This is a genomic window from Sphingobium sp. FW305-3-2-15-F-TSA7, from assembly GCF_058787155.1.
This window is the reverse complement of record NZ_JBYSZM010000042.1, coordinates 24425-51208: the sequence shown is the minus strand read 5'-3', so window position 1 is coordinate 51208 and position 26784 is coordinate 24425. Positions and strand designations below refer to the sequence as shown.

At 65.3% G+C, this 26784-nt stretch carries 25 protein-coding genes; 12 read left to right on the top strand and 13 right to left on the bottom strand.

All coding sequences use genetic code 11. From position 1 onward, the window contains the following. Positions 1–89: 89 nt before the first annotated feature. From prmC to hisS, 3 genes are read right to left on the bottom strand one after another with little or no spacing between them, the layout of a single operon-like run. Entirely contained in the window at positions 90–914 is an 825-nt protein-coding gene (gene prmC, locus AC3WN8_RS26110) for a peptide chain release factor N(5)-glutamine methyltransferase (RefSeq protein ID WP_492672437.1), read from the bottom strand. Further along, entirely contained in the window at positions 898–1980 is a 1083-nt protein-coding gene (prfA, locus tag AC3WN8_RS26105) for a peptide chain release factor 1 (RefSeq protein ID WP_492672436.1), read from the bottom strand. The genes prmC and prfA overlap by 17 nt, the downstream gene beginning before the upstream one ends. Further along, complete coding sequence (gene hisS, locus AC3WN8_RS26100; protein WP_492672435.1) at positions 1977–3221, bottom strand: histidine--tRNA ligase; 1245 nt, start codon at positions 3219–3221, stop codon at positions 1977–1979. The genes prfA and hisS overlap by 4 nt, the downstream gene beginning before the upstream one ends. 50 nt (positions 3222–3271) lie before the next feature. Here hisS and AC3WN8_RS26095 point away from each other — a divergent pair, with 50 nt between their 5' ends. The 3 genes from AC3WN8_RS26095 to ppa all read left to right on the top strand — a co-directional run bounded on the left by AC3WN8_RS26095 (position 3272) and on the right by ppa (position 6442). Continuing rightward, entirely contained in the window at positions 3272–3919 is a 648-nt protein-coding gene (locus tag AC3WN8_RS26095) for a DUF1345 domain-containing protein (protein ID WP_492672434.1), read from the top strand. 79 nt (positions 3920–3998) lie between these two features. Beyond that, the gene (locus AC3WN8_RS26090) at positions 3999–5888 is read left to right on the top strand and encodes a M61 family metallopeptidase (protein WP_492672433.1); all 1890 of its coding nucleotides are present in this window, start codon (positions 3999–4001) and stop codon (positions 5886–5888) included. Between the two features lie 11 nt (positions 5889–5899). Beyond that, on the top strand, positions 5900–6442 hold the full coding sequence (gene ppa / locus AC3WN8_RS26085; RefSeq protein WP_492672432.1) for an inorganic diphosphatase: 543 nt from the start codon (positions 5900–5902) through the stop codon (positions 6440–6442). A 155-nt stretch (positions 6443–6597) separates the two neighbouring features. Here ppa and recQ read toward each other — a convergent pair whose 3' ends face one another. Both recQ and AC3WN8_RS26075 read right to left on the bottom strand, forming a co-directional pair. Next, positions 6598–8364 (bottom strand): DNA helicase RecQ, encoded by a 1767-nt coding sequence (recQ, locus tag AC3WN8_RS26080; protein WP_492672431.1) that lies wholly within the window; start codon positions 8362–8364, stop codon positions 6598–6600. 154 nt (positions 8365–8518) lie between these two features. Next, a complete protein-coding gene (locus tag AC3WN8_RS26075) occupies positions 8519–10327 on the bottom strand; it encodes an ABCB family ABC transporter ATP-binding protein/permease (RefSeq protein WP_492672430.1) in 1809 nt (602 codons plus the stop codon). Positions 10328–10470: 143 nt separating this feature from the next. Between AC3WN8_RS26075 and AC3WN8_RS26070 the strand changes: the two genes are divergently transcribed. Then, positions 10471–10731 (top strand): hypothetical protein, encoded by a 261-nt coding sequence (locus AC3WN8_RS26070; RefSeq protein WP_492672429.1) that lies wholly within the window; start codon positions 10471–10473, stop codon positions 10729–10731. A 782-nt stretch (positions 10732–11513) separates the two neighbouring features. After that, positions 11514–13280, top strand: coding sequence for a tetratricopeptide repeat protein (locus tag AC3WN8_RS26065; RefSeq protein WP_492672428.1), 1767 nt, complete (start codon positions 11514–11516; stop codon positions 13278–13280). Between the two features lie 92 nt (positions 13281–13372). Here AC3WN8_RS26065 and AC3WN8_RS26060 read toward each other — a convergent pair whose 3' ends face one another. Further along, positions 13373–14365 carry an RcnB family protein gene (locus AC3WN8_RS26060; RefSeq protein ID WP_492672427.1) on the bottom strand — a complete coding sequence of 331 codons (993 nt, stop codon included), beginning with the start codon at positions 14363–14365 and terminating at the stop codon, positions 13373–13375. Positions 14366–14472: 107 nt separating this feature from the next. Beyond that, positions 14473–15027: a (2Fe-2S)-binding protein gene (locus AC3WN8_RS26055; RefSeq protein ID WP_492672426.1), complete on the bottom strand. Its 555-nt coding sequence runs from the start codon at positions 15025–15027 to the stop codon at positions 14473–14475. A 156-nt stretch (positions 15028–15183) separates the two neighbouring features. On the opposite strand from AC3WN8_RS26055, the gene AC3WN8_RS26050 reads away from it, so the two are divergent. Continuing rightward, on the top strand, positions 15184–15981 hold the full coding sequence (locus tag AC3WN8_RS26050; RefSeq protein WP_492672425.1) for a DODA-type extradiol aromatic ring-opening family dioxygenase: 798 nt from the start codon (positions 15184–15186) through the stop codon (positions 15979–15981). Between the two features lie 151 nt (positions 15982–16132). On the opposite strand, the gene AC3WN8_RS26045 is transcribed toward AC3WN8_RS26050, so the two are convergent. Then, the gene (locus tag AC3WN8_RS26045) at positions 16133–16894 is read right to left on the bottom strand and encodes a class II aldolase/adducin family protein (RefSeq protein ID WP_492672424.1); all 762 of its coding nucleotides are present in this window, start codon (positions 16892–16894) and stop codon (positions 16133–16135) included. Between the two features lie 226 nt (positions 16895–17120). Here AC3WN8_RS26045 and rpsU point away from each other — a divergent pair, with 226 nt between their 5' ends. Both rpsU and AC3WN8_RS26035 read left to right on the top strand, forming a co-directional pair. Beyond that, a complete protein-coding gene (gene rpsU, locus AC3WN8_RS26040; protein ID WP_156680378.1) occupies positions 17121–17327 on the top strand; it encodes a 30S ribosomal protein S21 in 207 nt (68 codons plus the stop codon). A gap of 24 nt (positions 17328–17351) precedes the next feature. Continuing rightward, positions 17352–17957: an FKBP-type peptidyl-prolyl cis-trans isomerase gene (locus tag AC3WN8_RS26035; RefSeq protein WP_492672423.1), complete on the top strand. Its 606-nt coding sequence runs from the start codon at positions 17352–17354 to the stop codon at positions 17955–17957. A gap of 486 nt (positions 17958–18443) precedes the next feature. Here AC3WN8_RS26035 and AC3WN8_RS26030 read toward each other — a convergent pair whose 3' ends face one another. Genes AC3WN8_RS26030 through pyrE form a run of 5 tightly spaced genes read right to left on the bottom strand, consistent with a single transcriptional unit; the run spans position 18444 to position 22189 of the window. Continuing rightward, positions 18444–19538 (bottom strand): AI-2E family transporter, encoded by a 1095-nt coding sequence (locus AC3WN8_RS26030; RefSeq protein WP_492672422.1) that lies wholly within the window; start codon positions 19536–19538, stop codon positions 18444–18446. Between the two features lie 6 nt (positions 19539–19544). Continuing rightward, on the bottom strand, positions 19545–20426 hold the full coding sequence (gene lepB, locus AC3WN8_RS26025) for a signal peptidase I (protein ID WP_492672421.1): 882 nt from the start codon (positions 20424–20426) through the stop codon (positions 19545–19547). After that, complete coding sequence (acpS, locus tag AC3WN8_RS26020) at positions 20423–20839, bottom strand: holo-ACP synthase (protein WP_492672420.1); 417 nt, start codon at positions 20837–20839, stop codon at positions 20423–20425. The genes lepB and acpS overlap by 4 nt, the downstream gene beginning before the upstream one ends. 43 nt (positions 20840–20882) lie before the next feature. Next, on the bottom strand, positions 20883–21605 hold the full coding sequence (locus tag AC3WN8_RS26015; protein WP_492672419.1) for a pyridoxine 5'-phosphate synthase: 723 nt from the start codon (positions 21603–21605) through the stop codon (positions 20883–20885). Beyond that, positions 21602–22189, bottom strand: a complete 588-nt coding sequence (gene pyrE, locus AC3WN8_RS26010) for an orotate phosphoribosyltransferase (protein ID WP_492672418.1) — start codon at positions 22187–22189, stop codon at positions 21602–21604. Before pyrE ends, AC3WN8_RS26015 begins: the two co-directional genes overlap by 4 nt. A 190-nt stretch (positions 22190–22379) precedes the next feature. Between pyrE and coxB the strand changes: the two genes are divergently transcribed. The 4 genes from coxB to AC3WN8_RS25990 all read left to right on the top strand — a co-directional run bounded on the left by coxB (position 22380) and on the right by AC3WN8_RS25990 (position 26714). Continuing rightward, positions 22380–23480: a cytochrome c oxidase subunit II gene (coxB, locus tag AC3WN8_RS26005; protein WP_492672417.1), complete on the top strand. Its 1101-nt coding sequence runs from the start codon at positions 22380–22382 to the stop codon at positions 23478–23480. Between the two features lie 4 nt (positions 23481–23484). Continuing rightward, the gene (ctaD, locus tag AC3WN8_RS26000) at positions 23485–25167 is read left to right on the top strand and encodes a cytochrome c oxidase subunit I (RefSeq protein WP_492672416.1); all 1683 of its coding nucleotides are present in this window, start codon (positions 23485–23487) and stop codon (positions 25165–25167) included. 342 nt (positions 25168–25509) lie between these two features. Continuing rightward, a complete protein-coding gene (locus tag AC3WN8_RS25995) occupies positions 25510–26034 on the top strand; it encodes a class I SAM-dependent methyltransferase (RefSeq protein WP_492672415.1) in 525 nt (174 codons plus the stop codon). Positions 26035–26045: 11 nt separating this feature from the next. Continuing rightward, a complete protein-coding gene (locus AC3WN8_RS25990) occupies positions 26046–26714 on the top strand; it encodes a DedA family protein (RefSeq protein ID WP_492672414.1) in 669 nt (222 codons plus the stop codon). Positions 26715–26784: the final 70 nt, after the last annotated feature.

The following is a 26784-nucleotide window of genomic DNA, read 5'->3' as shown; positions in this document are numbered from 1 at the left end:
GCTATAAGCTGTCGATCTGCCCGTCCCTGACCCTTATCTAGCGATCCGAAGGGCCAAGGCCAAGGGGTAATCTGATCGACCGGTCGCGATTATCGCGCGAACAGGATGGCGCGGTCCTGACCAGCCAGATCCCGTCGACAGGTGACGGCGGCGTCCTGTGCCGCGAACAGCGCGGACACCGCATCTCGCTGCGACGCGCCGATCTCGACCGCGGCCAGCCCGCCCGGCGCGACCAGCCCGACGATCTGCGGCACGACGATGCGATAGGCATCGAGCCCGTCAGCCCCGGCATAGAGCGCCTCGGCGGGCTCATGGCCGGCGACATCGACCGGCAATGCCTCGCCGGTGCCGATATAGGGCGGGTTGCACAGGACCAGATCGAACCGCTCGTCGATCCCTTGCGCCCAGTCCCCCGGCGCGAAGCGCGCCCGTGCACCCATGCCCAGCCGGGCCGCATTGTCGCGCGCGATGCCGAGTGCGTGGGGCGACGCGTCGATCCCGATGCCGGTGGCCTGGGGCCATTGATCGAGCGCGGCGAGCAGCAGCGTGCCCGGCCCGGTGCCGAGATCGAGGATGCGCGCCGGCCCCCGCGATCCGAAATGATCGACCGCCGCTTCGATCAGCGTCTCGCTGTCGGGGCGCGGAATCAGCACGCCGGGACCGACCGACAGGCTGATCGTCCAGAAGTCCCGCTGTCCGGTGAGATAGGCGATCGGTTCGCCCGCCGCACGGCGGGCGACGAGCGCGGCGAAGCCCCTGGGCTCGGGCGTGTCGCGCCGCCCCATCAGCAATGCGCTGCGCGAAAGGCCCAATATATGCGCCATCAGCAGCTCGGCATCGAGCCGCGGCGTCGCGCTTGCATCCGCCAGCCGCGTCGCCGCCGCGCGCAGCGCCGCGTCAACTGTTTCCGGCATCCAGATTCGCCAGCCGCTCGGCCTGATCCTCGGCGATGAGCGTGGAGATCAGCTCGTCGAGCTGCCCTTCGAGGATCTCGGGCAGCCGATGCAGGGTCAGGTTGATCCGGTGATCGGTCACTCGCCCCTGCGGGAAATTATAGGTGCGGATGCGTTCGGAGCGGTCACCCGATCCGACCATCGACTTGCGCGCGCCGGCCTGTGCGCTGGCCAGGCGCTCGCGCTCCAGCTCGTAGAGCCGCGCGCGCAGCACCTTCATCGCCTTGGCCTTGTTCTTGTGCTGCGATTTCTCGTCCTGCTGGCTGACGACGAGGCCGCTGGGCAAGTGGGTGATGCGCACCGCAGAATCGGTGGTGTTCACATGCTGACCACCCGATCCCGAAGCGCGGAACACGTCGATGCGCAGATCCTTGTCCTCGATATGGACATCGACCTCTTCCGGCTCGGGCAGCACCGCGACCGTCGCTGCCGAAGTATGGATGCGGCCGCCCGATTCGGTGACGGGAACGCGCTGGACACGGTGGACGCCGCTTTCGAACTTGAGCCGGGCGAACACGCCCTGCCCCGTCACGCTCGCAACGACTTCCTTGTAGCCGCCAATGTCCGACGCGCTCGCCGAGATCAGCTCGACGCGCCAGCCCCGGTTTTCGGCATAGCGGCTGTACATGCGGAACAGGTCGCCCGCGAACAGCGCTGCCTCGTCGCCACCCGTTCCCGCCCGGATCTCGAGCATGGCCGGGCGTTCGTCGGCGGCGTCGCGCGGCAGCAGCCTGATGGCGAGCGCACGCTCCGCCTCGGGCATGCGTGCATTGATGGCGGCCAGTTCCTCGCTCGCCATCTGGCGGATGTCGCCATCGGGATCCTGCGCCATCTCGCCCAGCACGACGATCTCGGCACGCAGCCGGCGCACTTCGCCCGCGGCCACGGCGACCGGTTCGATCTCCGCATATTCCTTGGATGCCGCGACGAAGCGATCGGGCGGCAGATCCGCGGTGGCGAGCATCGCCTGCAATTCGTCACGCCGCGCCTCGATGGCGGCGATGCGTTCGGCCGAGATCCGGGTCATCCGTTGCCGATCGCCCCGACAATGGCGTCGAGCGCGACTTCGTCCTGCTGCCCCGTCGCCAGCCGCTTGACCGAAGCGACGCCCTTGGCGACCTCATCATCGCCCAGGATCACCGCGAAGGTCGCGCCGCTCGCCGATGCGCGCGTCATCCGCTTCTTCATATTGCCCGAAAAGCCCATATCTGCGGCGATGCCGGCGCGGCGCAGATCGGCGATCAGCGCGATCGCCTGCGCTTCGGCGGCGGCGCCGAGCGGCACCAGCACAGCGACCGGCGCCTCGGGCGCGGGCTGCGCGATCAGCATCGCCAGCCGTTCGATCCCGGCCGCCCAGCCGACAGCGGGCGTCTCCGGCCCGCCGAGCTGGCCGATCAGTCCGTCATAACGGCCGCCGCCCAGCACCGTGCCTTGCGCGCCCAGCCGGTCGGTGATGAATTCGAACGCGGTGTGGCGATAATAATCGAGCCCGCGCACGAGACGCGGGTCGCGCGTCCAGGCGACCTTCGCCGCATCGAGTCCGCGCGTCACCTTTTCGAAAAAGGCCCCCGCTTCCGCCGACAGATAATCGTCGATCGGCGGCGCGGAATCGGCGATCGGCCGGTCCTGCGCTTCCTTGCTGTCGAGGATGCGCAGCGGATTCTTCTCCAGCCGCTCGAGGCTCTGCTCGGAGAGCTGGTCGCGATTGGCGGTGAAGTGCGCGACAAGCGCGTCGCGCCACGCGGTCCGCGTCTCGGCATCACCCAGCGTATTGAGGTTGAGCGTCACCCCGTCGGCGATGCCGAGTTCGTCGAGCAATTGCTGGCCGAGCACGAGCAGTTCGACATCGGCGGTCGGCTGATCGGTGCCGATGATCTCGGCATCGAGCTGATGGAATTGCCGGAAACGTCCCTTTTGCGGGCGCTCATAACGGAACAGCGGACCATGGGTTGCCAGTTTGAGCGGGGTGAATTGCTGCCAGCCCTCGGTCAGATAGGCGCGCGCGATGCCCGCGGTGAATTCGGGACGCAGGGTCAGGGAATCGCCGCCGCGATCCTCGAAGCTGTACATTTCCTTGGATACGACATCGGTGGTCTCGCCCAGCGAGCGAGAGAAGACCGCGGTCGCCTCGAACACGGGGGTTTCGACGCGCTGGAAGCCGTAAAGCCGCCGCACACGATCGAACGCGTCGACGACATGCGCGAATGCGCGCTGGGTTTCGCCCAGCATGTCCTGGGTGCCACGGATGCGATTGGGTGTCTGAGCCATAGGTTGCGCTCTCTAGTGAAGAGTGGGCGAAACCGCTAGCGTGCTCGACGATGACGGAACGACACGCAAAAGGCATCGGCAACCGGATCGCGCCGCCGCGATTCCTGCTGTTCGGCGTTGCGCTGATCGTCGGCGTCGCCGCCGCCGCACAATGGATGGACTGGCGTCACGCCATATTGGCGGGGTTCAGCGCCGCCGCCGCGATCTTCCTCGCCTCGATCGTCTCGCTGCTCGGCTATGACGCGAATGCGATGCGCGCCAGCGCCGCGCGCAACGATGCCAATCGCGCCATCCTGCTGCTGCTGACCGTCATATTGGCGCTGGTCGTCCTCGTGACGATCGCCTCGGTGCTCGCCCAGCGCGGTACGCCGGGCGGCGGCGCGATCGCGCTGATCGTGACCACCCTGGTGCTGGCCTGGACCTTCGCCAATACCGCCTTCGCGCTCCACTATGCGCATCTTCATTATCTGCCCGGCAAGGGCGGCGATCGCGGCGGCCTCGAGTTTCCGGGCACGAAGGAACCCGACTATCCCGACTTCTTCTATTTCAGCTTCACGCTCGGCATGACCTTCCAGACCTCCGACGTGACGATCGCGACACGCCATATGCGGCGAGTCGCATTGCTGCAGAGCGTGGCGGCCTTCATCTTCAATATCGGCATACTTGCCTTCACGATCAACGCGCTGGGCGGCAGCTGACGGGCTGGACCTTCGTGCATGGAGGGGTAAATTGGGGGTTTCACCCTCCCCTCGAAAGCCGTCCATGAAATCCTGCCTGATGTTTCCGCTGCTCCTCGCCGCAGCGCCCGCTTTTGCCCAGAACACGCTGCCCCAGCCCGCCTTGCTCGCCGACACGATCCCGGCACCGCGCGATATCGCCTATCCGGGCACGATGACGCTCGACGTCGACGCGACCGATGTCGACCGCGCGATCCTGAAGGTGAAGCAGGTCATTCCGGTCACCAAATCCGGCCCGATGACCCTGCTCTTCTCCAAATGGCTGCCGGGCAAGCACGCGCCGCGCGGCGAGATCGAGAAGCTGGCGGGGCTCCGGATCATGGCAGGCGGCAAGACGCTCGCCTGGCGCCGCGACAATCTGGACGTCTATGCCTTCCATATCGACGTGCCGGCGGGCACGCGCCAGCTCGACATCGCATTCGATTTCGTGTCCGCCACCCAGGGCGATCAGGGCCGCATCGTGATCACCCCGGCGATGATGAACCTGCAGTTCGAAATGGTCTCGCTCTATCCGGCGGGCTATTTCACGCGCCGCATCCCGGTGCGCGCCACCGTCACCTATCCCGATGGCTGGAAAGCGGCATCGGGCCTGCCGTCGCGCGCGACGGGATCGACCTATGTCTATGACACCACCGACTATGAGACGCTGATCGATTCGCCGGTCTTCGCGGGCAGGCATTTCCGTCAGGAGCAGCTCGCTCCCCGCGTCCGGCTCAATATCGTTGCCGATGACGCGGCGAACCTCGCCGCCACCCCGGCGCAGATCGACGCGCACAGGAAACTGGTCGACCAGGCGATCAAGCTGTTCGGATCGCAGCAATATGATCGTTACGAATTTCTGCTGGCACTCACCAAGCAGATGGGCGGTATCGGGCTCGAGCATCACCGATCGTCCGAAAACGGCGTAAACCCCGAATATTTCACCGAATGGGACAAGGGGCCGGGACGGCGCGGGCTGTTGCCGCACGAATTCACCCATAGCTGGAACGGCAAGTTCCGCCGGCCGGCGGGCAATTGGACGCCCAATTTCAACACGCCGATGAACGACGACCTGCTCTGGGTTTATGAAGGCCAGACCCAGCTCTGGGGCTATGTGCTTGCCGCGCGATCCGGGCTCTTCACCAAGCAGGAAACACTCGATGCGCTCGCCGCCGTCGCCGCCAATCTCGACATCCGCCGCGGGCGCGACTGGCGCCCCCTGCGCGACACCACCAACGATCCGGTGATCACCGCGCGCCGCCCCAAGGGCTGGACGAGCTGGCAGCGGTCCGAGGATTATTACAATGAAGGCATGCTGGTCTGGCTCGAAGCCGATGCGATCATCCGCGAGAAGACCGCGGGCGCTCGCGGCCTCGACGATTTCGCGCGCGCCTTCTTCCAGGGGCGCGACGGCGACTGGGGCACGAGCACATACGAGTTCAACGATGTCGTCTCGGCACTCAACGGCATCGTCGCCTATGACTGGTCGGCATTCCTGACGCAGCGTCTGGGCGAGACCGCCAAGGGCGCGCCGCTGAACGGCTTCACCAAGGGCGGCTATCGCCTGACCTATGGCGAGACGCCGACGGGCGCGATCAAGGATGCGGAGCGGACGGGCGAATCGGTCGACCTCGTCTATTCGCTCGGCCTGACGGTCGGAAAGGGCGGCAAGATCAGCCAGGTCGTCTGGGACTCGCCGGCGTTCGACAAGGGGATGACGGTCGATGACGAGATCGTCGCCGTCAACAACCGCGCCTATTCGGGCGACGGCATCCGGACCGCGATCACCGATGCGAAGGACGGCAAGGCGCCGGTCCGGCTGCTCGTGAAATCGGGCGATCGCTATCGCGACGTGGCCATCGACTATCGTGGCGGGCTGCGCTATCCGCGCTTCGAAAAAATCGGCGCCGGAGAGGGCAGCCTGGACAAGCTTCTGTCACCACGATCCTGAAACGGAATAGCATGAATATCGACCTGATCCCGGTGGGCGACAATCCGCCGGAAAGCCTGAACGTGATCATCGAAGTCCCCGTCGGCGGGGAGCCGGTGAAGTACGAGTTCGACAAGAAGTCGGGCGCGCTGTTCGTCGACCGCATCCTTCACACGCCGATGCGCTATCCGGCGAATTACGGCTTCGTGCCCCATACCCTGTCGCCCGACGGCGATCCGCTCGACGCGCTGGTCGTGGCACGATCGCCCTTCATTCCCGGTTGCGTCGTCCGCGTCCGCCCGATCGCGGTGCTCAAGCTCGAGGACGAGGCCGGCGGCGACGAGAAGCTGCTGACCGTGCCGGTCGACGGCACCTTCCCCTATTACGAGAATGTCGACGAGAAAGAGCATCTGCCCGCGATCGTCATGCAGCAGATCGAGCATTTCTTCACCCACTATAAGGATCTCGAACCCAAGAAATGGGTGCGGATCGGCAGCTGGGGCGACGCCACCGAAGCCCGCCGGATCGTCGTCGAAGCGATCGAGGCGGCCGAAGCCGCCAAGAAGGCGAAGTAAGGGCTTAACTGCCCTCAATTCTCAATCCAGCACACGTCATGCCAGCGAAGGCTGGCATCTCCCAACCAGATCGCGCCATATCCGGTGGGAGACCCCAGCTTTCGCTGGGGTGACGTGAGTGGGTCGGACGCCGAGGTTAGGCGCGTCCGGGCGGACTACCGCCCCTCGAATTCCAGGATCGTTTCCAGAAACGCTTCTCCATAAGCTTCGAGCTTGCGCGCGCCGATGCCCGAGATCCGGCCGAGCGCGGCCAGGTTGATCGGTCGGATCGACGCCATCTCGCGCAACGTCGAATCATGGAAGATCACATAGGGCGGCACATCGGCTTCCTGTGCGAGGTCGCGGCGCTTGGCGCGCAGCGCTTCGAACAGCGGATCGCCGATCGGATTGGGCGAGCTGCCACGCTTGCCGCGACGCTCGCGCCGGGGCGGCAGGACGAGGTCCAGCGCCTGCTCGCCCTTGAGGATCGCGCGTGCTTCCGGCCCGAATTCGAGCCCGCCATGTTCCGACGTCCGCAGCGCATCGCGCAGCTGCAGCGCGCGGGCGACGGGCTTGATCAGCAGCGCCTCTTCACCCTCGACGATGCCGAAGACCGACAATGCGTTATGGCCGCGCTGGAGCACCTTGTCGGTCGACTGGCCGAGCAGCACCGATTCGATATGGCCGACGCCGAAGCTCTGGCCGGTGCGATAGACCGCCGAGAGGAATTTGCGCGCCATCTCGGTCGCATCGATCGCGGCCGGGGGATTGAGGCAATTGTCGCAATTGCCGCAGGTCTCGGGCGGATTCTCACCGAAATGCTTGAGCAGGATACGACGGCGGCATCCGCCGGTTTCGACGAGCGCGCCGAGTGCGCTCAGCCGCGCACGTTCGCCCGGCTGGCGCTGCGGCTCGACCTCGCCGATGCGCTGGCGCGCGCGGACGAAATCCTCGGCACCCCAGAACAGATGCGCGATCGACGGTTCGCCGTCGCGACCGGCGCGGCCGGTCTCCTGATAATAGGCCTCGATCGACTTGGGCAGGCCGGCATGCGCGACGAACCGGACATCGGGCTTGTCGATGCCCATGCCGAACGCGATCGTCGCGACCATCACCATGTCCTCGCTGGCGACGAAGTCATGCTGGTTCTTCGCGCGCGCCGCGGGATCGAGCCCGGCATGATAGGCGCGCACCTCGCGCCCCTTGGCGGACAGGGTGGCGGCGAGCTTCTCGGTGGCGGCGCGGGTCTGCGCATAGATGATGCCGGGGCCGGGCTGTTCGGCGACGAGATCGGCGAGCTGCTGCGTCGTGCCCTGCCGGGGGGAGATGTGATAGCGGATATTGGGCCGGTCGAATCCCGCGACGATCAGCCCCTCATGCGGGATGCCGAGCTGGACGAGAATGTCCTCGCGGGTATGCGCGTCCGCCGTCGCGGTCAGCGCCAGCCGCGGAACCTCGGGGAATTCGTCGAGCAGCGGGCGCAGCAGCCGATAGTCCGGCCGGAAATCATGCCCCCATTCGGAAACGCAATGCGCTTCGTCGATCGCGAACAGCGCGACCTTTGCGTCGCGCAGCAGGTTGCGGAACCCTTCGCCCGTCGCGCGCTCGGGGGCGGCGTAGAGCAGATCGAGTTCGCCGGCACGGAAACGCGCCAGCGTCTCGGCGCGATTGTCGTCGGCGGATGTGAGCGTCGCCGCCCTGATCCCGACCGCGGTCGCGGCGCGCAGCTGATCGTGCATCAGCGCAATCAAGGGGGACAGAACGATGCACGTGCCCTCCAGCGCGACGGCGGGAAGCTGATAGCAAAGCGACTTGCCCGCGCCGGTCGGCATGACCGCCAGCGTGCGCCGGCCGGCCATCACACGATCGACGACATCGCGCTGGACGCCGCGAAAATCTGGAAAGCCGAAAGTGGTGCGGAGGATCGCCTCGGGGGATTGCATGGCCTTCCCCTAACTGGGCGCGCTGGATTCGTCATGCTGAACTTGTTCGGTCACGCGCTCACGGCGTCATTGCGAGCGAAGCGCGGCAATCCAGGGATGCGCGCCCTTCTGGATGCTTTGTCGCTACGCTCCTCGCAATGACATGGCCACCACCTCACGCCTCCTCCATCTCCTCCTCGGCCTGCTGCCGCGCCCACATCTCGGCATAAAGACCGTTCTTCCGGAGCAGGCTGCGATGCGTGCCGCGCTCGGCGATGCGGCCCGCCTCGAGCACGACGATCTCGTCGGCATCGACCACCGTCGACAGCCGGTGCGCGATCACGATCGTCGTGCGCCGCGCCGCGACCGTGTTCAGCGTCGTCTGGATCTCCGCTTCGGTGCGGCTGTCGAGCGCGCTGGTCGCTTCGTCGAGGATCAGGATCGGCGGATCCTTGAGCAGCGTGCGCGCGATCGCCACGCGCTGCTTCTCGCCGCCGGACAGTTTGAGCCCGCGTTCGCCGACCTTCGCATCATAACCGTCGGGCAGGCTTTCGATGAAGCCGTGGATCGCGGCTCCCTGCGCCGCGGCCTCGATCTCCGCTTGCCCCGCCCCCTCGCGACCATAGCCGATATTGTAGCCGATCGTGTCGTTGAACAGCACCGTATCCTGGGGAACGATGCCGATCGCGGCGCGCAGCGACGTCTGCGTCACGGCCGCGATATCCTGTCCGTCGATCAGGATGCGTCCACCCGTCGCATCGTAGAAGCGGAAGATCAGCCGCGCGAGCGTCGACTTCCCCGCACCCGACGGCCCGACGACCGCAAGCGTGCCGCCCGCCGGAATATCGAAATCCACGCCCTTCAGGATGGGCCGTTCGGCATCATAGGCGAAGGAGACATTCTCGAAGGTCAGCCGTCCGGACGTCACCACCAGCGGCGGCGCACCGGGCCGGTCGGTCACCTCGGCGCGCGTGTCGACCAGGCTGAACATCGCTTCCATGTCGATCAGCCCCTGCCGCACCGTGCGATAGACCATGCCGAGCATGTCGAGCGGCCGGAAGAGCTGCGCAAGCAGCGTGTTGACCAGCACCACGTCGCCCGTGGTGAAAAGACCGGTGCTCCAGCCCCAGACGGTATAGCCCATCGCGCCGGCCATCATCAGATTGGTGATCAGCGACTGGCCGACATTGAGCATCGCCAGCGACGATTCATTCTTCACCGCGGCATCGGCATAGGCCTTGACCGCGCGGCCATAGCGGTCGGCCTCGCGCCGCTCGGCGTTGAAATATTTGACGGTCTCGTAATTGAGCAGCGAATCCACCGCGCGCGCGACCGCACCGGTGTCGAGATCGTTCATCTGCTGGCGCAGCTTGGCGCGCCAGTCGGTCACCGCGCGCGTGAACCAGATATAGGCGATGACCATGGCAAAGGTCGCCGCGACCAGCCCGAAGCCGAACTTGACCTGAAAGATGATCGCGACCGCGCCGAGCTCGATCAGCGTCGGCGCGATGTTGAACAGCAGGAAATAGAGCATCACGTCGATGCTCTTGGTGCCACGTTCGACCACCTTGGTGACCGCGCCGGTCCGCCGCTCCAGATGGAAGCGCAGCGACAGGCCGTGGAGATGCTCGAAGACATGCGCCGCAAGCCGTCGCGTGGCATCCTGCCCGACACGCTCGAAGATCGCGTTGCGGATATTGTCGAACAACACCCCCGCGAAGCGGGCGCCCGCATAAGCGACGACCAGCGCGATCGCGAGCGTCACCGCCGGCTCCAGCCCAGGCGCCATCCGGTCGATCGCCGCCTTGTAGGCAAAGGGCATGATCAGCGTCATGCCCTTGGCGACCAGCACCAGCACGAGCGAGATCACGACACGGACGCGGAGCGCCGGATCGTCGACTGGCCATAGATAGGGCAGGAAGCGCCGGAGCGGCGCGAACCCCTTGGGCGGGAGGTCTGTCGGATCGGTGTCGATGGGCGGCATCGCCCCTATCTAAAGCATCGCGCGGAAAAGTGGCCACCGGTTTTCCGCACAAAGCGATGCGCTATCATGGTTCCCGCCGGCCATCCGCCAATGCGGGAACTCCGTCGCCTATCGACGGTTGTTCCCGGTGAAGGAGCGGCCCTGTGGAAGCGCTGACCTATGTGATGGCGATATTGGGGTGTGCCGATGGCGGCGGCGCCTGCACCGAGGTTCGCCTGTCCAGCTATCGCTATGAGACTCGCGCGCAATGCGAACGCGCCATTGTGCCGATTCTCAGCGGATCGACCGATATCGGCTATCCCACCATTGCCGCACGCTGCGTCTCCGAGCGCCATTACGCCGCTCGCAACGGCACACGCGCCACGCGCGCGGCACTGGCCGCGCTCCAGCGCTTCCCGGACTGAACCGTCCGAATATTTGTCGTCGATGGCTGGGGAGGAAGTGAGCCGGCGGCGACGTTGTGGGGATCGCCGCCGCCGGCTCGAAGATGCGCACATCTGCCGCCTGAGCGCGCCCGGTGGGGACTAGGCGCTTGGTGTCAGGCATTATCCGTACACATCGGCTCGGCGGCGCGATCCGTGAGAGCAACGATTGAAACCGTCACAGTCATCAGTTCGGCCCCAGAGCCGGATCAGATTTCGTGCCACCATTCCCGGCCGCTAACGGACACCGGTACCGCGCCCGTTGAAACCCAACAGTTGCCGAACGGCGGTTCAGAACATCTGATCCGCAAGCGATATGACCGTTCTCACACAGTCACGGGAGTTTCAGACCGTCTCATACCGTTACGCGGAGTCGTTCGATGCCGATGACGGGAAGTGGATGGCAAGGTTTTGTTAAGGATTATCTTTACCATTCCGTTACTTCCGAGGCTCCACGGGGCGTGATAACAGCGTGATGAGACCGTTACGTCCAGTAATTTGGCCAATCGCCTAAAAGGTTACGATTCCGAAATGATGCCTGTGCGAGCTTGGCTTTCAGAACAGTTCCTGGCCGCTCCACTTGATCGGCATCAGGAGATTGGTGTTCGGCCTGGCGATTATCGCATGCTATGGCGGGGGATGTAACATGCGAGCAGCTTATGATTTTACCGTTACACGGCGTTCTGGGCCGAGGGACGGTGGAAAGGAAGCGGATGGCCGCTGACGAAACGCCCCGGGATGGGAAGCCCGAGCCGGACCGGATTATGGCCGAGCTCGAAGCGATCTTCCGTACGCCCGAGTTCGAGCGTGCCCCCGTCATGCGCCAGCTGCTCGGCTTCCTCGTCAGGATCACGCTTGCCGGCGGCGGCGAGGAGTTGAAGGCCTATACAGTCGCCGTCGAGGGCCTGGGCCGCGATCCGGATTTCGATTCCCAATCCGACAGCTATCCCCGTGTCCAGGTCGGCCGGCTGCGCAAAATGCTCGACGCCTATTATGCCGGCGGCTCGCCCGAGGACGGCATCCGCCTCCACGTCAAGCAAGGCTCCTATCGCGTCCATTTCGTCCAGCCCGACACGCCCGCCGCCAATTGGCGGACACCGGCCTGGGATCAGGGCGAGAACCCCTCGACCAAGACCCTGCTTTCCGAAGGTCTCCGCCGATCGTCTCCGCCGCCTCAGTCGCGGCCACCCTTTCCCTGGCGCCTCGTCGCCATCGGATCGGTGCTGCTGTTCGCTTTCGTCACATTGGTCTGGATCGTGCGCAGCGCGAACGATCTGCGCGCGCCGCTGCGTCTGGTATCGCAGGCGCCGGTGCTCGAACTGGGTGAGATCACCGCGAATGGCGGACCGGATGCGCGGATGCTCGCCGCCGCCGGACGGACGCTACTGGAGGACGCACTGCATCGATCGTGGCTGATCCGCGTACGTGAAAGCGATCCCACCAGCAGTCGCGACGCACCCGATGTCGACCGCCCGGTCTATCGTCTGCTCGGCCGCGCGGACACCAGCGGCGCGTTCGGCGGACGCCAGATCGTGCTGACATTGCTCGACGTCCAGTCGGGCGACCAGCTCTGGTCCGACGTGATCGATGTTTCGCCTCAGGCAACGGTGCCGGGACGAGCGTCGGAACCGCCGCAGCGATCGACGCTCACCGAAAGAATGCGTCCCGCCATCATCGCGCTGATCGCGCCATTCGGCGTGATCGCCACGCATCAGCGCGGACTGCTCCAGCCGGTAGGCGAACCCGGCTATGCCTGCATGCTCGATTATGAGGGCTATTTCCGGTACCGCGATCCGGCGGTGCGCATGCGCGTTCGTGATTGCGTGCGCGAAACGGTGGCGCGCGAGCCGATGGATCCGACCGCGCTCGCGGCAGCCGCCTTTATGAGCCTGGATCCCTCGATCGGCGGCGGCGGCGCCAACGGCCTCGCGCGTGCTGCCGATTATGCGCGGCGCGCGGTGGCCGCGAATTCCAAGAGCGCCGAGGCACAGATCGCCGATGTCCGCGTGGCGATCATGAACGGCCAGTGCGCGCGCGGCCGCGACCTGGGCCAGCGCGCGGTCGCGCTCAATCCCTATAACCCGGAACTCGCCGGCCTGGTCGGCTATGTGCTGGTCGCCTGCGACGATGCCGGCGGTGTGCCTCTGCTCCAGCGCGCGATCGCCGAGGATCCGGACGTTCCCGCCTTCTACGGAGCGGCATTGATCCTGGCGCTGGTCGAACGGGGAGACACCGACGATGCGCTGCACGTTGCCGATACCATCAGGCCGCCGGGTGCCGGCATGTCCGGTCAGTATGAAGTGATCCAGGCCTTCGCCCAGGCGGCGCGCGGCAATATCACCGCGGCACGTGCGCATTGGGCAAAGGCCAGCCAGATGGCGCGCAAACCCGGCAATGCCGTGGATGCGGTGCTTGCTCGCTATTTCTACGTCCCATCGCTTCGCACGCGGATGGCCGCCTATCTGCAAAAAACGGGAGTCGTCGGCGACGCCCCCGTCGTACCGGTATCGACGGCTCGGCCGGCGTCATAGAACATGCTGGAGCCTGGCTAGAAATACGCACCGAGCAAGAAAAAGTGCGCCCCGCGAGATGCGGGACGCCCTTCGCCCTAGCCCTTGCGGGCTTACCAGAAGAAGTCGTGGATCACGTCGACGACATAGCCGGTGCGAACGTCGACCAGGATGACGTCGTCATAATAACGAACCCAGCGATACGGACCATAGGCCGGCGGCAGACGGTACGCCCAGGGATCGTCGAGCCAGTAGCTCGAACCGAACAGCAGCGAGTTCAGCGTGACGCCGATCGAGAAGCGGCGATAGCCATAACCCCATCCGCGCGGCGCATAATAACGGCCCGCCCGATAGGCATTGCGGTTGGACTGCCGGTAGTGCTGCCAGTTGTAGCGATTGTCGTTGCGCCAGTTGCGATCCCAGCGGCGATTGTCCGAGCGGTCCCAGCGACGGTCGTCGCCACGATCCCAGCGCCGGTCATTGCTGCCATTGCGCCAGTCGCGACGGTCGTTGTTGTCACGCCAGTCCCGCCGGTCGTTATTGTCGCCGCGCCAGTCGCGGCGATCGCCGTTGTTGTCCCGCCAGTCGCGACGGTCGCCCTGACGATCGCGACGGAAATCCTGACGATCGTCGCGGCGGTCGGCGCGATAGTCGCGGCGGTCGCCTTGGCGATCGCCACGGAACTGATCCCGGGTCACCACGCCGTTGCGCAGATCCTGGCGGTCGCCCTGACGCTCGACGCGGAAACCGCGCTGGTCGTCGCGGCGCTCGCGCCGGAAGTCCTGACGGTCGTCACGCCGTTCCTGGCGAAAGCCCTGGCGCTGCCCACTGAACTGCGGTTGCGCCTGTATCGGCGCGACCGGAGCCACCGGACGCTGGAAACGCTCCGCACGCACCTGGCCCTGCGCGCGTTCGGCGCGATATTGTTGCGCACGCTCGGCGCGATACTGGCCTCGATCAGCACGCGGGGCGGAACCCTGGTCCTGTCCCTGGCTGCGCTCGGCGCGGCCCCCGCGATCACCACGATCGCCACGATCGCCGCGCTGTGCCATCGCCGGGGTCGCTGCCGTCGCGGCAAGCAGCGCCAGGATCATCAATTTCCTCATCACTGATACTCCACCGGCGACACCCTTGGCCGCCATCCATGCCTTAATGGCCGAACATGCATGAGCGCGCGCTGAACCGTGTTGAAAGCACTGTGAAAGCTTTCGTGTCAGCGTTTCCCGGTCTTTGGCGGCGGCGAAAGCGCGGGGACCGCGCGCGCGGCATCCTCGGGATCGATGCCGGGCGGGGGTGCCGCGGCGATCCGTTCGCGCCCGGCTGCCACTCCCGCGGCATGGCGGATCGCGCGGCGGATGCGCGGATAGGTGCCGCACGGACAGATATTGGTCATCGCCGCATCGATATCGGCATCGGTCGGGTTGGGATTCTTGTCGAGCAGCACCGCCGCCGCCATGATCATGCCCGACTGGCAATAGCCGCATTGCGGCACATTCTCCGCAGCCCAGGCCTGCTGCACCGGATGGCTGCGGTCGCGCGACAATGCCTCGATCGTCGTCACGAAGCTGCCCTCGAGCTGGGCGATGGTGACGGTACAGCTCCTGACCGCCTCACCGTCGACGATCACGGTGCAGGCGCCGCAATCGCCCCGCCCGCAGCCATATTTGGTGCCGGTGAGGTTGGATGCGTCGCGCAGCGCCCAGAGCAAGGGGGTTTGCGGATCCATCCGATATTGCACGGGCTGGTTGTTGACGGTGAAGCGGGTCATGCTCCCTATCTAAAGCGAATTCACGCCGGAGGGAATCATCCGACGACTGCCCCCGCCACGGACGGTAAGATGGTCCGGGATCACGAAACGATGCTTTTCCAATAACGGCCTGACCGAAGCATTGATGCCGTGTCCGGCAGGGGCGATATTCCGGCCATGACACTCCCCACCCTTTTCATCCCGCATGGCGGTGGCCCATGCTTCTTCATGAACCCCGGCGCGGCGCCCGATCCGATGTGGCGCCCGATGGAGGCCTATCTCAAGGGCCTGATCGCATCGCTGCCCGAACGGCCCAGGGCGATCCTGCTGGTCTCGGGCCATTGGGAAGAGAACGCCTTCACCGTCCATAGCGGCGAACGGCCCGGCCTGTATTTCGACTATTACAACTTCCCCCCGCACACCTATCAGCTCCGCTGGGATGCACCCGGTGCACCGGATCTGGCGCGGCGCGCGGCCGGGCTGCTCGAATCGGCCGGATTCGGGACCGCGGAGGACGCGGAGCGCGGCTGGGATCACGGCGTCTTCATTCCGCTGATGGTCGCCCTGCCCGATGCCGATATCCCGGTCGCCCAGCTCTCGCTGCGCCAGGACCTCGATCCCGCCGCCCATATCGCCGCCGGTCGCGCGCTCGCGCCACTGCGCGACGAAGGCGTGCTGATCGTCGGATCGGGCATGAGCTTCCACAATCTGCGCGAACGCGGCCCGCATGTGACGGCGCGCGCCGACATCTGGGACGACGCCCTGACCGCAGCCGTCACCGATCCCGACCCGCAATCGCGCGCGGCACGCGTCGCCGCCTGGGCCGAGCTGCCCGACGCCCATTTCGCGCATCCGCGCGAGGAGCATCTGCTGCCGCTGATGGTGGCGCTCGGCGCCGGCGGCAACGCCCCGGCCACCCGCGACTTCAAGGATCACGTCCTGGGCTGGGCCGTCTCGGGCTACCGCTTCGGCTAGTCGGGCCGCAGGACGGGTCGCATTTCGGGCCAGGCCGGAGCGAGAATGGTGCCGCGCGAGAACCGGCGCGCAGCGTACTTCAGTACGTGAGCACCGGAAGCACAGCGCGGCGCCGTTCGTAGCCCGGCATCGCCCGAAAGGCGGCCCGTCCTTAGTCGCGCCAGCTTGGGTCGATCTTGTCGACTTTCCTGACCATCGCGTCGAAATCTGCCTTGCCGGGCTCGGCATGCGCCTGCGCCATGTAAAGATCGCGCTGATGGACGGCGACCACCTCGTCGGACACCAGGAGCGGCGTGCCCATCGCCGCGGTCGCCACCTGGATCTCGCAGGCACGCTGCAGCGCCCAATGCTTGACGAACGCTTCGGGAAGCGTGCGGCCCATGACAAGGATGCCGTGGTTCCTGAGCAGCATGACGCGCTTGTTGCCCAGCGCCTCGATCAGCCGCGGCCCTTCCTCGTCGCGTACCGTGACGCCTTCGAAATCGTGATAGGCGATCTGCCCGGCGAAATTGCAGGCATAGAAATTGGTCGGGCGCAGCCCGCCCTCGACCGAGCTCACCGCCATGCCGGCGGTGGTGTGGGTGTGCATGATGCAATGGGCGTCGGGCAGGTTGCGATGGAAGACGCTGTGCTGGACAAAGCCCGCGCGGTTCACGGGCCAGGGATTGTCGTCCAGCTTGTTGCCGTCGATATCGATCTTGACCAGGCTCGACGCGGTCACTTCGCCGAAATGCAGCCCGAACGGGTTGATCAGGAAAGCGCCCTCTTCATCGGGCAGCTTCACGGTGATGTGGTTGTAGATCATCTCGGACCAGCCGAGCATGTCGAACACCCGGTAACAGGCGGCGAGTTGCTGCCTTGCCTGCCATTCCGAATCGCTCCATTGCGCGTTGCGCCTGATCGCGGTGGCCATAACCTCTCTCCTCGGTCGACATCATTCTCTGTCCGATCCATATCGCATCGCGCACCGAACGGGCAAATAGACGCGGCGAAATGCCGCTTCCGGCTTGAAAATCGGAGACTGCACTGTTAGGGGCCGCGCGATGCGCTGCGGACTCGGTTCGCGGCGACCCCTGATTATTGCTTTTGCGACCCGCACATCGCGCGAGTCGTTCGACGGATTGGAGACAGACGGCCTTATGCAAATCCTCGTTCGCGACAATAACGTCGACCAGGCGCTGCGCGCGCTCAAGAAGAAGCTGCAGCGCGAAGGCGTCTACCGCGAGATGAAGCTGCGTCGTCACTACGAGAAGCCCTCGGAGAAGCGTGCACGTGAGCGCGCTGCCGCGATTCGCCGCGCACGCAAGCTCGAGCGCAAGCGCATGGAGCGCGACGGCGTCCGTTAAGGCCCTTTCGGGGAAGTTCTGCGTATGTCGGTGACCGCCGTTCCGCTTCGTCCCGTCAAAAAGGGCACGCTCCTCACCTTGTGGGTCGGCGTCGGCTTGGCCGTGGCCGCAGCGGCTGGCGCCGCCTGGTACGGCACGTCATCGCCCCAGCTGGCGAATGCCGCGACGCCGGAGCAATTCCTGGCGTGGAACGCCAAGCAGCCGGGCGTGGTCACCACCGCATCCGGCCTGCAATATCAGGTCGTTCAGGAGGGCACGGGCGGTAGCCCGACCGATTCGGACGCGGTGCTCGTCGGTTACAAGGGCACGCTACGTGACGGGACCGTCTTCGACGAGAATCCCCAGGCGAGTTTCCCGGTTGCCGGGGTCGTCCCCGGCTTCTCCGAGGGACTGAAGCTCATGAAGCGCGGCGGCAAGTACAAGCTCTGGATTCCGCCCGCGCTCGGTTATGGCGAACGCTCGCCCGCCGAAGTGATTCCGGCCAATTCGCTGCTCGTCTTCGATGTCGACCTGCTCGACTATAAGTCGGTCGCCGAGATCCAGGCCGAGATGGAACGACTCCGCCAGCAGGGCGCATTGCCTTCGCAACAGGGTATGCCCCCAGGTGGGATGCCGCCCGGCGCGCAATAACCCCTGCCCCCTATCGAGAATTCGAAAAGAAAACGCCCGGACCTGCTTCCGGGCGTTTTCTTTTGCCAACCTCTGTAGGTCGAGCGCGAATCATCCCATCTCACATGTCACCCCAGTGAAAACTCACTGGTGTCCGGGATTTTGAGGAGGCAGATGCCAAAGCGATGCGGTGAGGCGCGGCTTCATCTCTGGCGCTCTCCCGAGCCCGCCCATCCTGAGGAAAGACTGAGTAGCTGCGCAGCAGCGTAGCGAAGCTTGTCTCGAAGGACGCACCATGCGGTCACGTCCTTCGAGATGCCGTTTCGACTTCGCTCAACGGTTCCTCAGTATGTGCGGATCTGCGACTGTGCCGGGACACGGGCTGCAAATCCTGTCTCGACACCCGGCCGACCCGTGCACTCCCCGGAATTATCGGGCTTTACGCTGAAGGCGAGGTTTATCCTGAGCAAAGCCGAAGGGCTGGAGCGACAGATTGAGGGGGCCGGGTTATCCCCCGCCCCGCCGTGCGATCCTTTGCCCCGCAGCGGAGGCACCGGCCGGGATCTGCTCGGCCCGACGCTCCAGCGCCACGCGAATCATCGCGACGATCGGATCGGCCAGCGCCAGCCCATAGATGCCGAACAAGGTGCCGAAGATGATCTGCGTGCCCAATGTCAGTGCGGGCGGCATGTCCACCGTGCGCTTGGCGACCATCGGGATCAGCACATAGCCGTCAAAGGTCTGCACGACGAAATAGGTCCCGATCGCCCATAGCCCGGTCTCGACGCCCGAACTGAAACCGACCGCGACCATCAGCACGCCGCTGACGAACGCGCCGATATTGGGGATGAAGGCGAGCATGCCCGTCAGGATGCCCAGGATCAGCGCCATCGGCACGCCGCCGATCACCAGCGCGATCCAGGTCAATATCCCTTCGGCCACCATGCCGATGATCCGCCCGAACATCAGCCGGCGCATGGTCTGGCCGATCCGTTCGAGCGTGATGCGCGCATCGTTGCGCTTGTCGGCCGGCAGCAGCCACTGGAAGCCACGGTCGTAGACGCGCGGCTCCATCGCCAGGAACAGGCCGATCACCACGATCATGAACAGGCTGGTGAGCGCGCCGAATGCGGTGCTGACAAAACCGGTGACGCGTCCGATCGACCCCACGGCCTCGCGCGCCAGACTCTTCATGTCCTCGGCACCGGGCATGATGCCCATCTGTTCGGCCCATTGCAGAAGCCGGTCGCCCTGCACTTCGACAGTGCTGCGCAACTGGCCCGCCTGCTGCGCAAGCTCGACGCCGGTCATGTAGAGCGTGCCGAACAGAAAGGCGGTGGCAGCGATCATAAGGATGGCGATCCGCCAGCCGCGTCCGATCGGCAGCACCCGCCCGAGCAGTCGTGCACCGCCGTCCAGGATGATCGCGAAGATGATCCCGCCCAGGATCAGCAGCAGTGGCTGGATGAGGATGACGACCAGCGCAAAGGCGCTCGCCATGCTCAGCCAGATGAAGGCGCGGCTGATCTCCCGGCGGGTCTCGGGGTCACGGACCTCGCTCGGTCCCGGGGCTTTCACGGTCTTCGTGCGTTCCCCGGTCATTGGCGATCAATCCTTGTCAGGATGAAGCCCGGTCCAGGCCCGGCCGCCGCGCATCGCGGTGAACCAGCTGATCGGATTCCACCAATTGGCCGAACCGTCGAGCGAGAAGGTGATGAACTCGGCGCGACCGCCGACATTCTCCCACGGCACGGGGCCACCCAGCCCCTTGCCCTCGACGGGGAAGCGGCTGTCCGCCGAATGATCGCGATTGTCGCCCATCAGGAAGACATGATCCTTGGGAATCGCGACCGGTTCGAAATCGTCGCCCGGCGACCAGCCGGTGTCGAGCACGACATAGTTGCGCCCGTCGGGCAGATATTCGCGGAAAGCGGGCAGCTCGCAATAAAGCTTGCCGTCGGGGCCGGGTCGGCGCGCCATCGGATAATCGTCGGGGCTGCACGGCGCATTGACGTCGACCGGTATCCGCGTCGTGCCCAGCGACACCCGGCGCAGCGGCTGATCGTTGAGCAGCACGATGCCGTTGCGCACCTCGATCTTGTCGCCGCCGATCCCGATGACGCGCTTGATATAATCCTCGCGCTTGCCCGGCGGGCTGGCGATCACGACATCGCCGCGCTGCGGCATCCGGCCAAGCAGCCGTCCTTCCACAGGCGGCATCACATGAAAGCTGGGCGATACATAGGACCAGCCATAGGGATATTTGGACACGACCAGCCGGTCGCCGGTCAGCAGGCCCGGCATCATCGATTCGGACGGGATGTAGAATGGCTTGGCGATGAAACTGTGGAATCCGAGCACAGCCAGGATCAGCCAGAAGATCGCGCGGACCTCGGCCCACCAGTCGGTGCCGCCGCTCTTGCCTTTCCCGGCGACCTCTTTGTCTGAGATCTCTTTTTCTGAGACCTCGTTTTCGGCGATCTCGGTCAAATGTCTGCGTCCTTGGCGGGAATGGCTTCCAGGATCACGAAGGCCTGGGCCCATGGGTGGTCGTCGGTCAGCGTCAGGTGCACGGTCATGGCGTGGCCCGGCGGCGTCAGCGCGTCAAGCCTCGCCTTCGCCCCGCCGGTGAGCGCAAGCGTCGGCGCCCCGCTCGCCGCATTGATCACGCCGATATCCTTCATGAAAACGCCGGCCTTGAAACCGGTGCCCACCGCCTTGGAGAAAGCCTCCTTGGCGGCGAAGCGCTTGGCGAGCGTGCCCGCCTTGGTGAAGGGCCTGCGTCCCGCCTTGGCACGCTCGATATCGGTGAAGACGCGTTTTTCGAATCGCTCGCCGAATCGGTCGAGCGACGCCTGGATCCGCTCGATGTTGCACAGGTCGGAGCCCAGACCGATGATCACCCTATCCTCCGTTCCGCAGACGAGAAGGATGGAGCTTCGCGCTTCACCGCGCCAGATCCATCAGCTCGCGCATCCTGGTCACGCTCGCGTCGAGCCCGGTGAAGATCGCTTCGCCGATCAGGAAATGGCCGATATTGAGCTCGGCGAGCTGCGGGATCGCCGCGACCGGTGAGACATTGTCGAAGGTCAGGCCATGCCCTGCATGCGGCTCGATGCCGTTCTTCGCGGCAAGCGCCGCGGCATCGGCGATACGGCGCAATTCCTGCATCTGCGCGTCACCGTCGAGATGCGCGTAGCGCCCGGTGTGGAACTCGACGACCGGCGCCTTCAGCCGGATCGCCGCCTCGATCTGGCGCGGATCGGGCTCGATGAACAGGCTGACGCGGATGTTCGCGGCGGAAAGTCGCTCGATAAAGGGCTTGAGGTGATTGTCCTGCCCGGCGACGTCGAGCCCGCCTTCGGTCGTCCGCTCCTCGCGCCGTTCGGGTACGATGCAGGCCGCGTGCGGCCGGTGGCGCAGCGCGATCTCGAGCATTTCCTCGGTCGCCGCCATCTCCAGGTTGAGCGGAATGGTCAGCGCCCCCATCAGCGCGTCGATATCGGCGTCGGTGATGTGGCGCCGATCCTCGCGCAGATGCGCGGTGATGCCGTCGGCGCCCGATTCGGCGGCGATCAGCGCCGCCTTGACCGGATCGGGATGCGCGCCGCCGCGCGCGTTCCGGATCGTCGCGACATGATCGATGTTGACGCCGAGCCGGAGATTCACGCCGCTTCCTTGCGGCTGCCCGGCTTGATCGCCGGGATCGCTTCCAGTTCGGGCGGCAATTCGTCGGGCGCGTAGGTCGGCACCGCGAGCGTCAGCAACGGGAAGAAGGGCACGTCGAATTGCGCCGCGCCGCCCGAGCGATCGACCAAGGCGGCTGCGGCGATCACTTCGCCGCCCGCTTCGCCGATCGCCTCGATTGCCTCGCGCGAAGACAGGCCGGTCGTGACCACATCCTCCATCATCAGCACTTTCTGCCCCGGCTTCAACCGAAAGCCACGGCGAAGCTCGAAAATACCCTCGGGCCGTTCGAGGAAAACCGCCTCAACGCCCAATGCGCGGCCCATCTCATGCCCGGCGATCACCCCGCCCATTGCGGGCGAAACCACCATCTCGACCGAAGACCGGATGTCGCGCGGCATGCGCGCGACCAGCGCCGAAGCCAGCCGCGCGCCGCGCATCGGATCCATCAATACGCGCGCGCATTGCAGATAGCGTGAACTGCGCAGACCGGACGAGAGGATGAAATGCCCCTCGAGCAATGCGTCTGCAGCGCGGAATTCCGCCAGAATCTCGTCGTCGGTCATGCCTGTGCCCCAGGGTTTCGATGCGGGGCGCCTTATAGTGGCTGCCGCGCGGGCGGCAACGGGGTCAATAAATCGTCACGCATGCTTGAGGCGCGCGAACACCGTGCCTATAAGCCGCCCCAAAATGACCGGCTGTTCCGAGGAATCGGCGCGCCCGGTCCCCCAGGGGACAAGTGAGATCGAGACGCCTATGAACATGCTGAAGACAGCCCTGGCCGCACTTTGCATGGCGCTCGCGCCAGCAGCGGCGCAGGCGCAGCAGCCGGCGCCCGCTCCGGCTGTGACGGCTCCCGCCGCCAATGCCGAGGCCGGTGCCGCTGCTGAGAATGCGGCGACGTCGGCAGCCGCCGGCAATGCCGCGACGCCGGCGGCCAACGCCGCCGAGGCCGCGCCCGCCTTTCCGATGGCGAAGCCCGTCGACGGCATCGGCCAGCCGGTCGATGGCGCCTTCGGCATTCAGCCGCAGGTGACCACGCTGGGCGGCGAAGCGCTCTGGATGCACGACTATATCCTCGTGCCCGTCATGTTCGTCATCTCGCTGTTCGTGCTCCTGCTGATGCTGTGGGTGTCGGTACGCTATCGCGCCAAGGCGAATCCGGTGCCGTCCAAGACCACGCACAACACCTTTATCGAGGTGATCTGGACGCTGTTCCCGGTGCTGATCCTTGTCGGCATCGCGATCCCGTCGATCAGCCTGCTGGCGCGCCAGTACAAGCCGGCGCCGAAGGAAGCCGTGACGCTCAAAGCGATCGGCAACCAATGGTATTGGGGCTATGAATATCCCGACCATGGCATCGAGCTGACCGCGAACATGCTGCCGGCCGACGAAGCGAAGAAGCGCGGCGAACCTGCGCTGCTCGCCGCCGACAACCGCGTCATCCTGCCCGTCGGCGTGCCGATCAAGGTGCTGGTGACCGCCAACGACGTGATCCACAGCTGGGCGGTCCCCGCCTTCTGGATCAAGATGGACGCGGTTCCGGGCCGGACCAACGAAGTGACCTTCACCATCGACAAGCCCGGCGTCTATTACGGCCAGTGCTCCGAACTCTGCGGTGCGCGTCACGCCTATATGCCGATCGCGGTCGAGGCGGTCTCGCCCGAGCAGTTCGCCGTCTGGGTCAAGACCAAGGGGGGCAAGATGCCAGCCGAAAAGGCAGCAGAGGAAGCGGCGGCAGCCGCCGAGGCCGCGAACGCGGCCAATGCCACGAACGCCGCCGCCGCGAGCAACGCCGCGGAGGCCGCTCCCGCCGCGAACGCCACCAATGCCGCTGCCGCGGCCACCGGAAGCTGAACTCATGACCGATATCGCTGCAACGCCTGCCGAGTTTCACGACGCGCACGCGCATGACCATCATCACGACGCCGATCACAAGCCGGGCTTCTTCGCCCGCTGGTTCATGTCGACGAACCACAAGGACATCGGCACGCTGTACCTGATCTTCGCGATCATCGCGGGTATCATCGGCGGCGGCATTTCGGGCCTGATGCGGCTCGAGCTTGCCGAACCCGGCGTCCAGTATCTCCAGTCCTGGGCGGCGACGCTCGAAGGGCCTGGCGCCACCGCCGATCAGGCGAACCATCTGTGGAACGTGCTGATCACCGCCCACGGTCTCATCATGGTCTTCTTCATGGTCATGCCGGCGATGATCGGCGGCTTCGGCAACTGGTTCGTGCCGATCATGATCGGCGCGCCCGACATGGCCTTTCCGCGGATGAACAATATCAGCTTCTGGCTGCTCGTTCCCGCGTTCAGCCTGTTGCTCGGTTCGACCTTCGTCTCGGGCGGCACCGGCCTCGGCGCCGGCACCGGCTGGACGGTCTATGCGCCGCTCTCGACCTCGGGCTCGGCGGGTCCGGCGGTCGACATGGCGATCCTGTCGCTCCACCTTGCGGGCGCCAGCTCGATCCTGGGCGCGATCAACTTCATCACCACCATCTTCAACATGCGCGCACCGGGCATGACGCTGCACAAGATGCCGCTGTTCGTGTGGTCGGTGCTCGTCACCGCCTTCCTGCTGCTGCTCGCGCTGCCCGTGCTCGCCGCGGCGATCACGATGCTGCTGACCGACCGTAACTTCGGCACGACCTTCTTCGACGCGGCCGGCGGCGGCGATCCGCTGCTTTACCAGCACCTGTTCTGGTTCTTCGGCCACCCCGAAGTGTACATCATGATCCTGCCGGGCTTCGGCATCGTCAGCCAGATCGTCGCGACCTTCTCGAAAAAGCCCGTCTTCGGCTATCTCGGCATGGCCTATGCCATGGTCGCGATCGGCGTGGTCGGCTTCGTCGTGTGGGCGCACCACATGTTCACCGTGGGCCTCACCGTGAACATGAAGATGTACTTCACCGCGGCGACGATGGTGATCGCGGTGCCGACCGGCATCAAGATCTTCTCGTGGATCGCCACCATGTGGGGCGGCTCGCTGAGCTTCAAGACGCCGATGATGTGGTCGCTGGGCTTCATCTTCATGTTCACCGTCGGCGGCGTCACCGGCGTGCTGCTCGCCAATGGCGGCATCGACAACTATATGCACGACACCTACTACGTCGTCGCGCACTTCCACTATGTGCTCTCGCTGGGCGCCGTGTTCTCGCTGTTCGCCGGCTTCTACTATTGGTTCGCCAAGATGTGGGGCAAGAACTACAACGAGTTCCTGGGCCAGGTGCATTTCTGGCTGTTCTTCGTCGGCGTGAACGTCCTGTTCTTCCCGATGCACTTCCTGGGCCTCCAGGGCATGCCGCGCCGCTATCCGGACTATCCGGCGGCGTTCGAGCACTGGAACCATATCGCCAGCGCCTATGGCTACACGCTGATGCTGGCCGGCATGGTGGTGTTCTTCCTGAACGTCATCATCTCGCTCGCAGCCGGCAAGAAGGCGGTCGGCAATCCCTGGGGCGAAGGCGCGACGACGCTGGAATGGACGCTGTCCAGCCCGCCGCCCTACCACCAGTTCGAGACGCTGCCCAAGGTCGACTGACCGCAGCGAAACGGCAAAACGAAAGCGCCCCGGTGAAAACCGGGGCGTTTTTGTTTGGGGGGCGGATGCAGCCAATCCGCGCCTTCCAGGACCTCCTGGACAATTCGATCGAATGCTGGTCCTGGCGAAAGCCGTTGACCGAGCCGCTTGTCGGCCGTTCAGCGGGAAACGCCCGGACACGTGGCACCGGTATCGGAGCAAAGCCATGACAGGCTGCCTCAATGCCCGGATGCGATATATGTTTTCCGGCAGCCATTCTCTGTCGGACGTTCAACGGAGTCCGGAATGCCCATTTCCGATGCATTGCCCTTCCTGGTTTCATGGCTGCGCAATCCATTGCGCGTGGCGGCGATCGCACCATCCGGCCCGGCCCTCGCCGCGCTGGTCACACAGGAAATCGGTGCGAATACGGGTCCGGTCGTCGAATTGGGCCCTGGGACAGGGCCGTTCACCCGTGCGCTGCTTGAACGCGGGGTATCCGAACGGGATCTCGTTCTCGTCGAACATGGCCTGGACTTCGCGCGAATCCTGCAATGCCGTTTCCCTGAGGCCCGGATCCTGCAAATGGATGCGGCCCGGCTCGGAGACGTGTCGACATTGAAGCAGGATTCGATCGGCGCGGTCGTCAGCGGCCTGGGTCTCTCGATGATGTCGACGGCGAAGATCGCCGCCATTCTCGAAGGCGCCTTCAGATTGCTGCGGCCCGACGGAGCGTTTTTCCAGATCACCTATCATCGGGGTTGCCCGGTTTCGGACGCGGTTCTCGATCCGCTCGGCCTCGAGGCCGTCCGCATCGGCAAGACAGTGCGCAACCTGCCGCCAGCTTCCGTCTACCGGATCGCGAGACGCCACGCCGCACTCGCCTGACAGGAACCCGCATGGCGAACATGGATCTGGCCACCTGGCTGCTGGGGTTTGGTCTTGGCGGGATTTGCTGCCTGGCCATAGTCGAAAAGCTGGTGCCGGTGCTTCCCTCCTACGTCCTGCTCATGTTTCTCGGCATCGCCGCGCGCGATGGAACGATGCTTGCGCTGACGATCGCCGCCGCCACGCTGGGGTCGGTCGCCGGCGCGCTGTGCTGGTACGCGCTCGGTCGGCTGCTGGGTCCACGCCGCGCCAGGGCGACAGTCTCGCGTTTCGGACGCTACATATTCCTGAGGCCCGGCGCCTATGATCGCCTGACACAGATTTATCGGCAAAATCATTTCCGGGTGACATTGATGGGGCAGATCACGCCGATGGTTCGCATCTATCTGCCGCTGCCGGCGGGCGTCCTCCGGCTTGAACCGCGAACTTTCCTGGCGGCCACGTCACTCGGCTGCCTGATATGGAACACGACCTTCGTGATCCTGGGCCATTATCTGCCGGGACATGGACGCGATCGGGCCCTTGCCGGGTTTGGGGCTGCGCTCCTTCTCGTCGTCATCGAAGCGTCGATTCTCTATTTCCTGCGCCTTAGAGCGATTTGTAGTTCGATGGAATCATCGAACGACTTGGGAATCGCGGCAAGCAAGGGAAAATCCGGAGCCGAACCGAATCGACACTAGGGTCCGGAGGCCCCGGAACCGGGCGGAGGTTTGAGGCGCGCCGTGGCCGCCCCGCCGTGCGAGGCTGGCG

Coding starts and splice junctions, on each gene's coding strand:
- AC3WN8_RS26095 (WP_492672434.1), top strand. CDS start 3,272: ATGACGGAACGACACGCAAAAGGCATCGGCAACCGGATCGCGCCGCCG.
- AC3WN8_RS25990 (WP_492672414.1), top strand. CDS start 26,046: ATGGCGAACATGGATCTGGCCACCTGGCTGCTGGGGTTTGGTCTTGGC.
- AC3WN8_RS26050 (WP_492672425.1), top strand. CDS start 15,184: ATGACACTCCCCACCCTTTTCATCCCGCATGGCGGTGGCCCATGCTTC.
- hisS (WP_492672435.1), bottom strand. CDS start 3,221: ATGGCTCAGACACCCAATCGCATCCGTGGCACCCAGGACATGCTGGGC.
- rpsU (WP_156680378.1), top strand. CDS start 17,121: ATGCAAATCCTCGTTCGCGACAATAACGTCGACCAGGCGCTGCGCGCG.
- ctaD (WP_492672416.1), top strand. CDS start 23,485: ATGACCGATATCGCTGCAACGCCTGCCGAGTTTCACGACGCGCACGCG.
- AC3WN8_RS26030 (WP_492672422.1), bottom strand. CDS start 19,538: ATGACCGGGGAACGCACGAAGACCGTGAAAGCCCCGGGACCGAGCGAG.
- AC3WN8_RS26065 (WP_492672428.1), top strand. CDS start 11,514: ATGGCCGAGCTCGAAGCGATCTTCCGTACGCCCGAGTTCGAGCGTGCC.
- prmC (WP_492672437.1), bottom strand. CDS start 914: ATGCCGGAAACAGTTGACGCGGCGCTGCGCGCGGCGGCGACGCGGCTG.
- recQ (WP_492672431.1), bottom strand. CDS start 8,364: ATGCAATCCCCCGAGGCGATCCTCCGCACCACTTTCGGCTTTCCAGAT.
- AC3WN8_RS26045 (WP_492672424.1), bottom strand. CDS start 16,894: ATGGCCACCGCGATCAGGCGCAACGCGCAATGGAGCGATTCGGAATGG.
- AC3WN8_RS26075 (WP_492672430.1), bottom strand. CDS start 10,327: ATGCCGCCCATCGACACCGATCCGACAGACCTCCCGCCCAAGGGGTTC.
- pyrE (WP_492672418.1), bottom strand. CDS start 22,189: ATGACCGACGACGAGATTCTGGCGGAATTCCGCGCTGCAGACGCATTG.
- AC3WN8_RS26035 (WP_492672423.1), top strand. CDS start 17,352: ATGTCGGTGACCGCCGTTCCGCTTCGTCCCGTCAAAAAGGGCACGCTC.
- coxB (WP_492672417.1), top strand. CDS start 22,380: ATGAACATGCTGAAGACAGCCCTGGCCGCACTTTGCATGGCGCTCGCG.
- AC3WN8_RS26090 (WP_492672433.1), top strand. CDS start 3,999: ATGTTTCCGCTGCTCCTCGCCGCAGCGCCCGCTTTTGCCCAGAACACG.
- prfA (WP_492672436.1), bottom strand. CDS start 1,980: ATGACCCGGATCTCGGCCGAACGCATCGCCGCCATCGAGGCGCGGCGT.
- AC3WN8_RS26055 (WP_492672426.1), bottom strand. CDS start 15,027: ATGACCCGCTTCACCGTCAACAACCAGCCCGTGCAATATCGGATGGAT.
- ppa (WP_492672432.1), top strand. CDS start 5,900: ATGAATATCGACCTGATCCCGGTGGGCGACAATCCGCCGGAAAGCCTG.
- AC3WN8_RS26060 (WP_492672427.1), bottom strand. CDS start 14,365: ATGAGGAAATTGATGATCCTGGCGCTGCTTGCCGCGACGGCAGCGACC.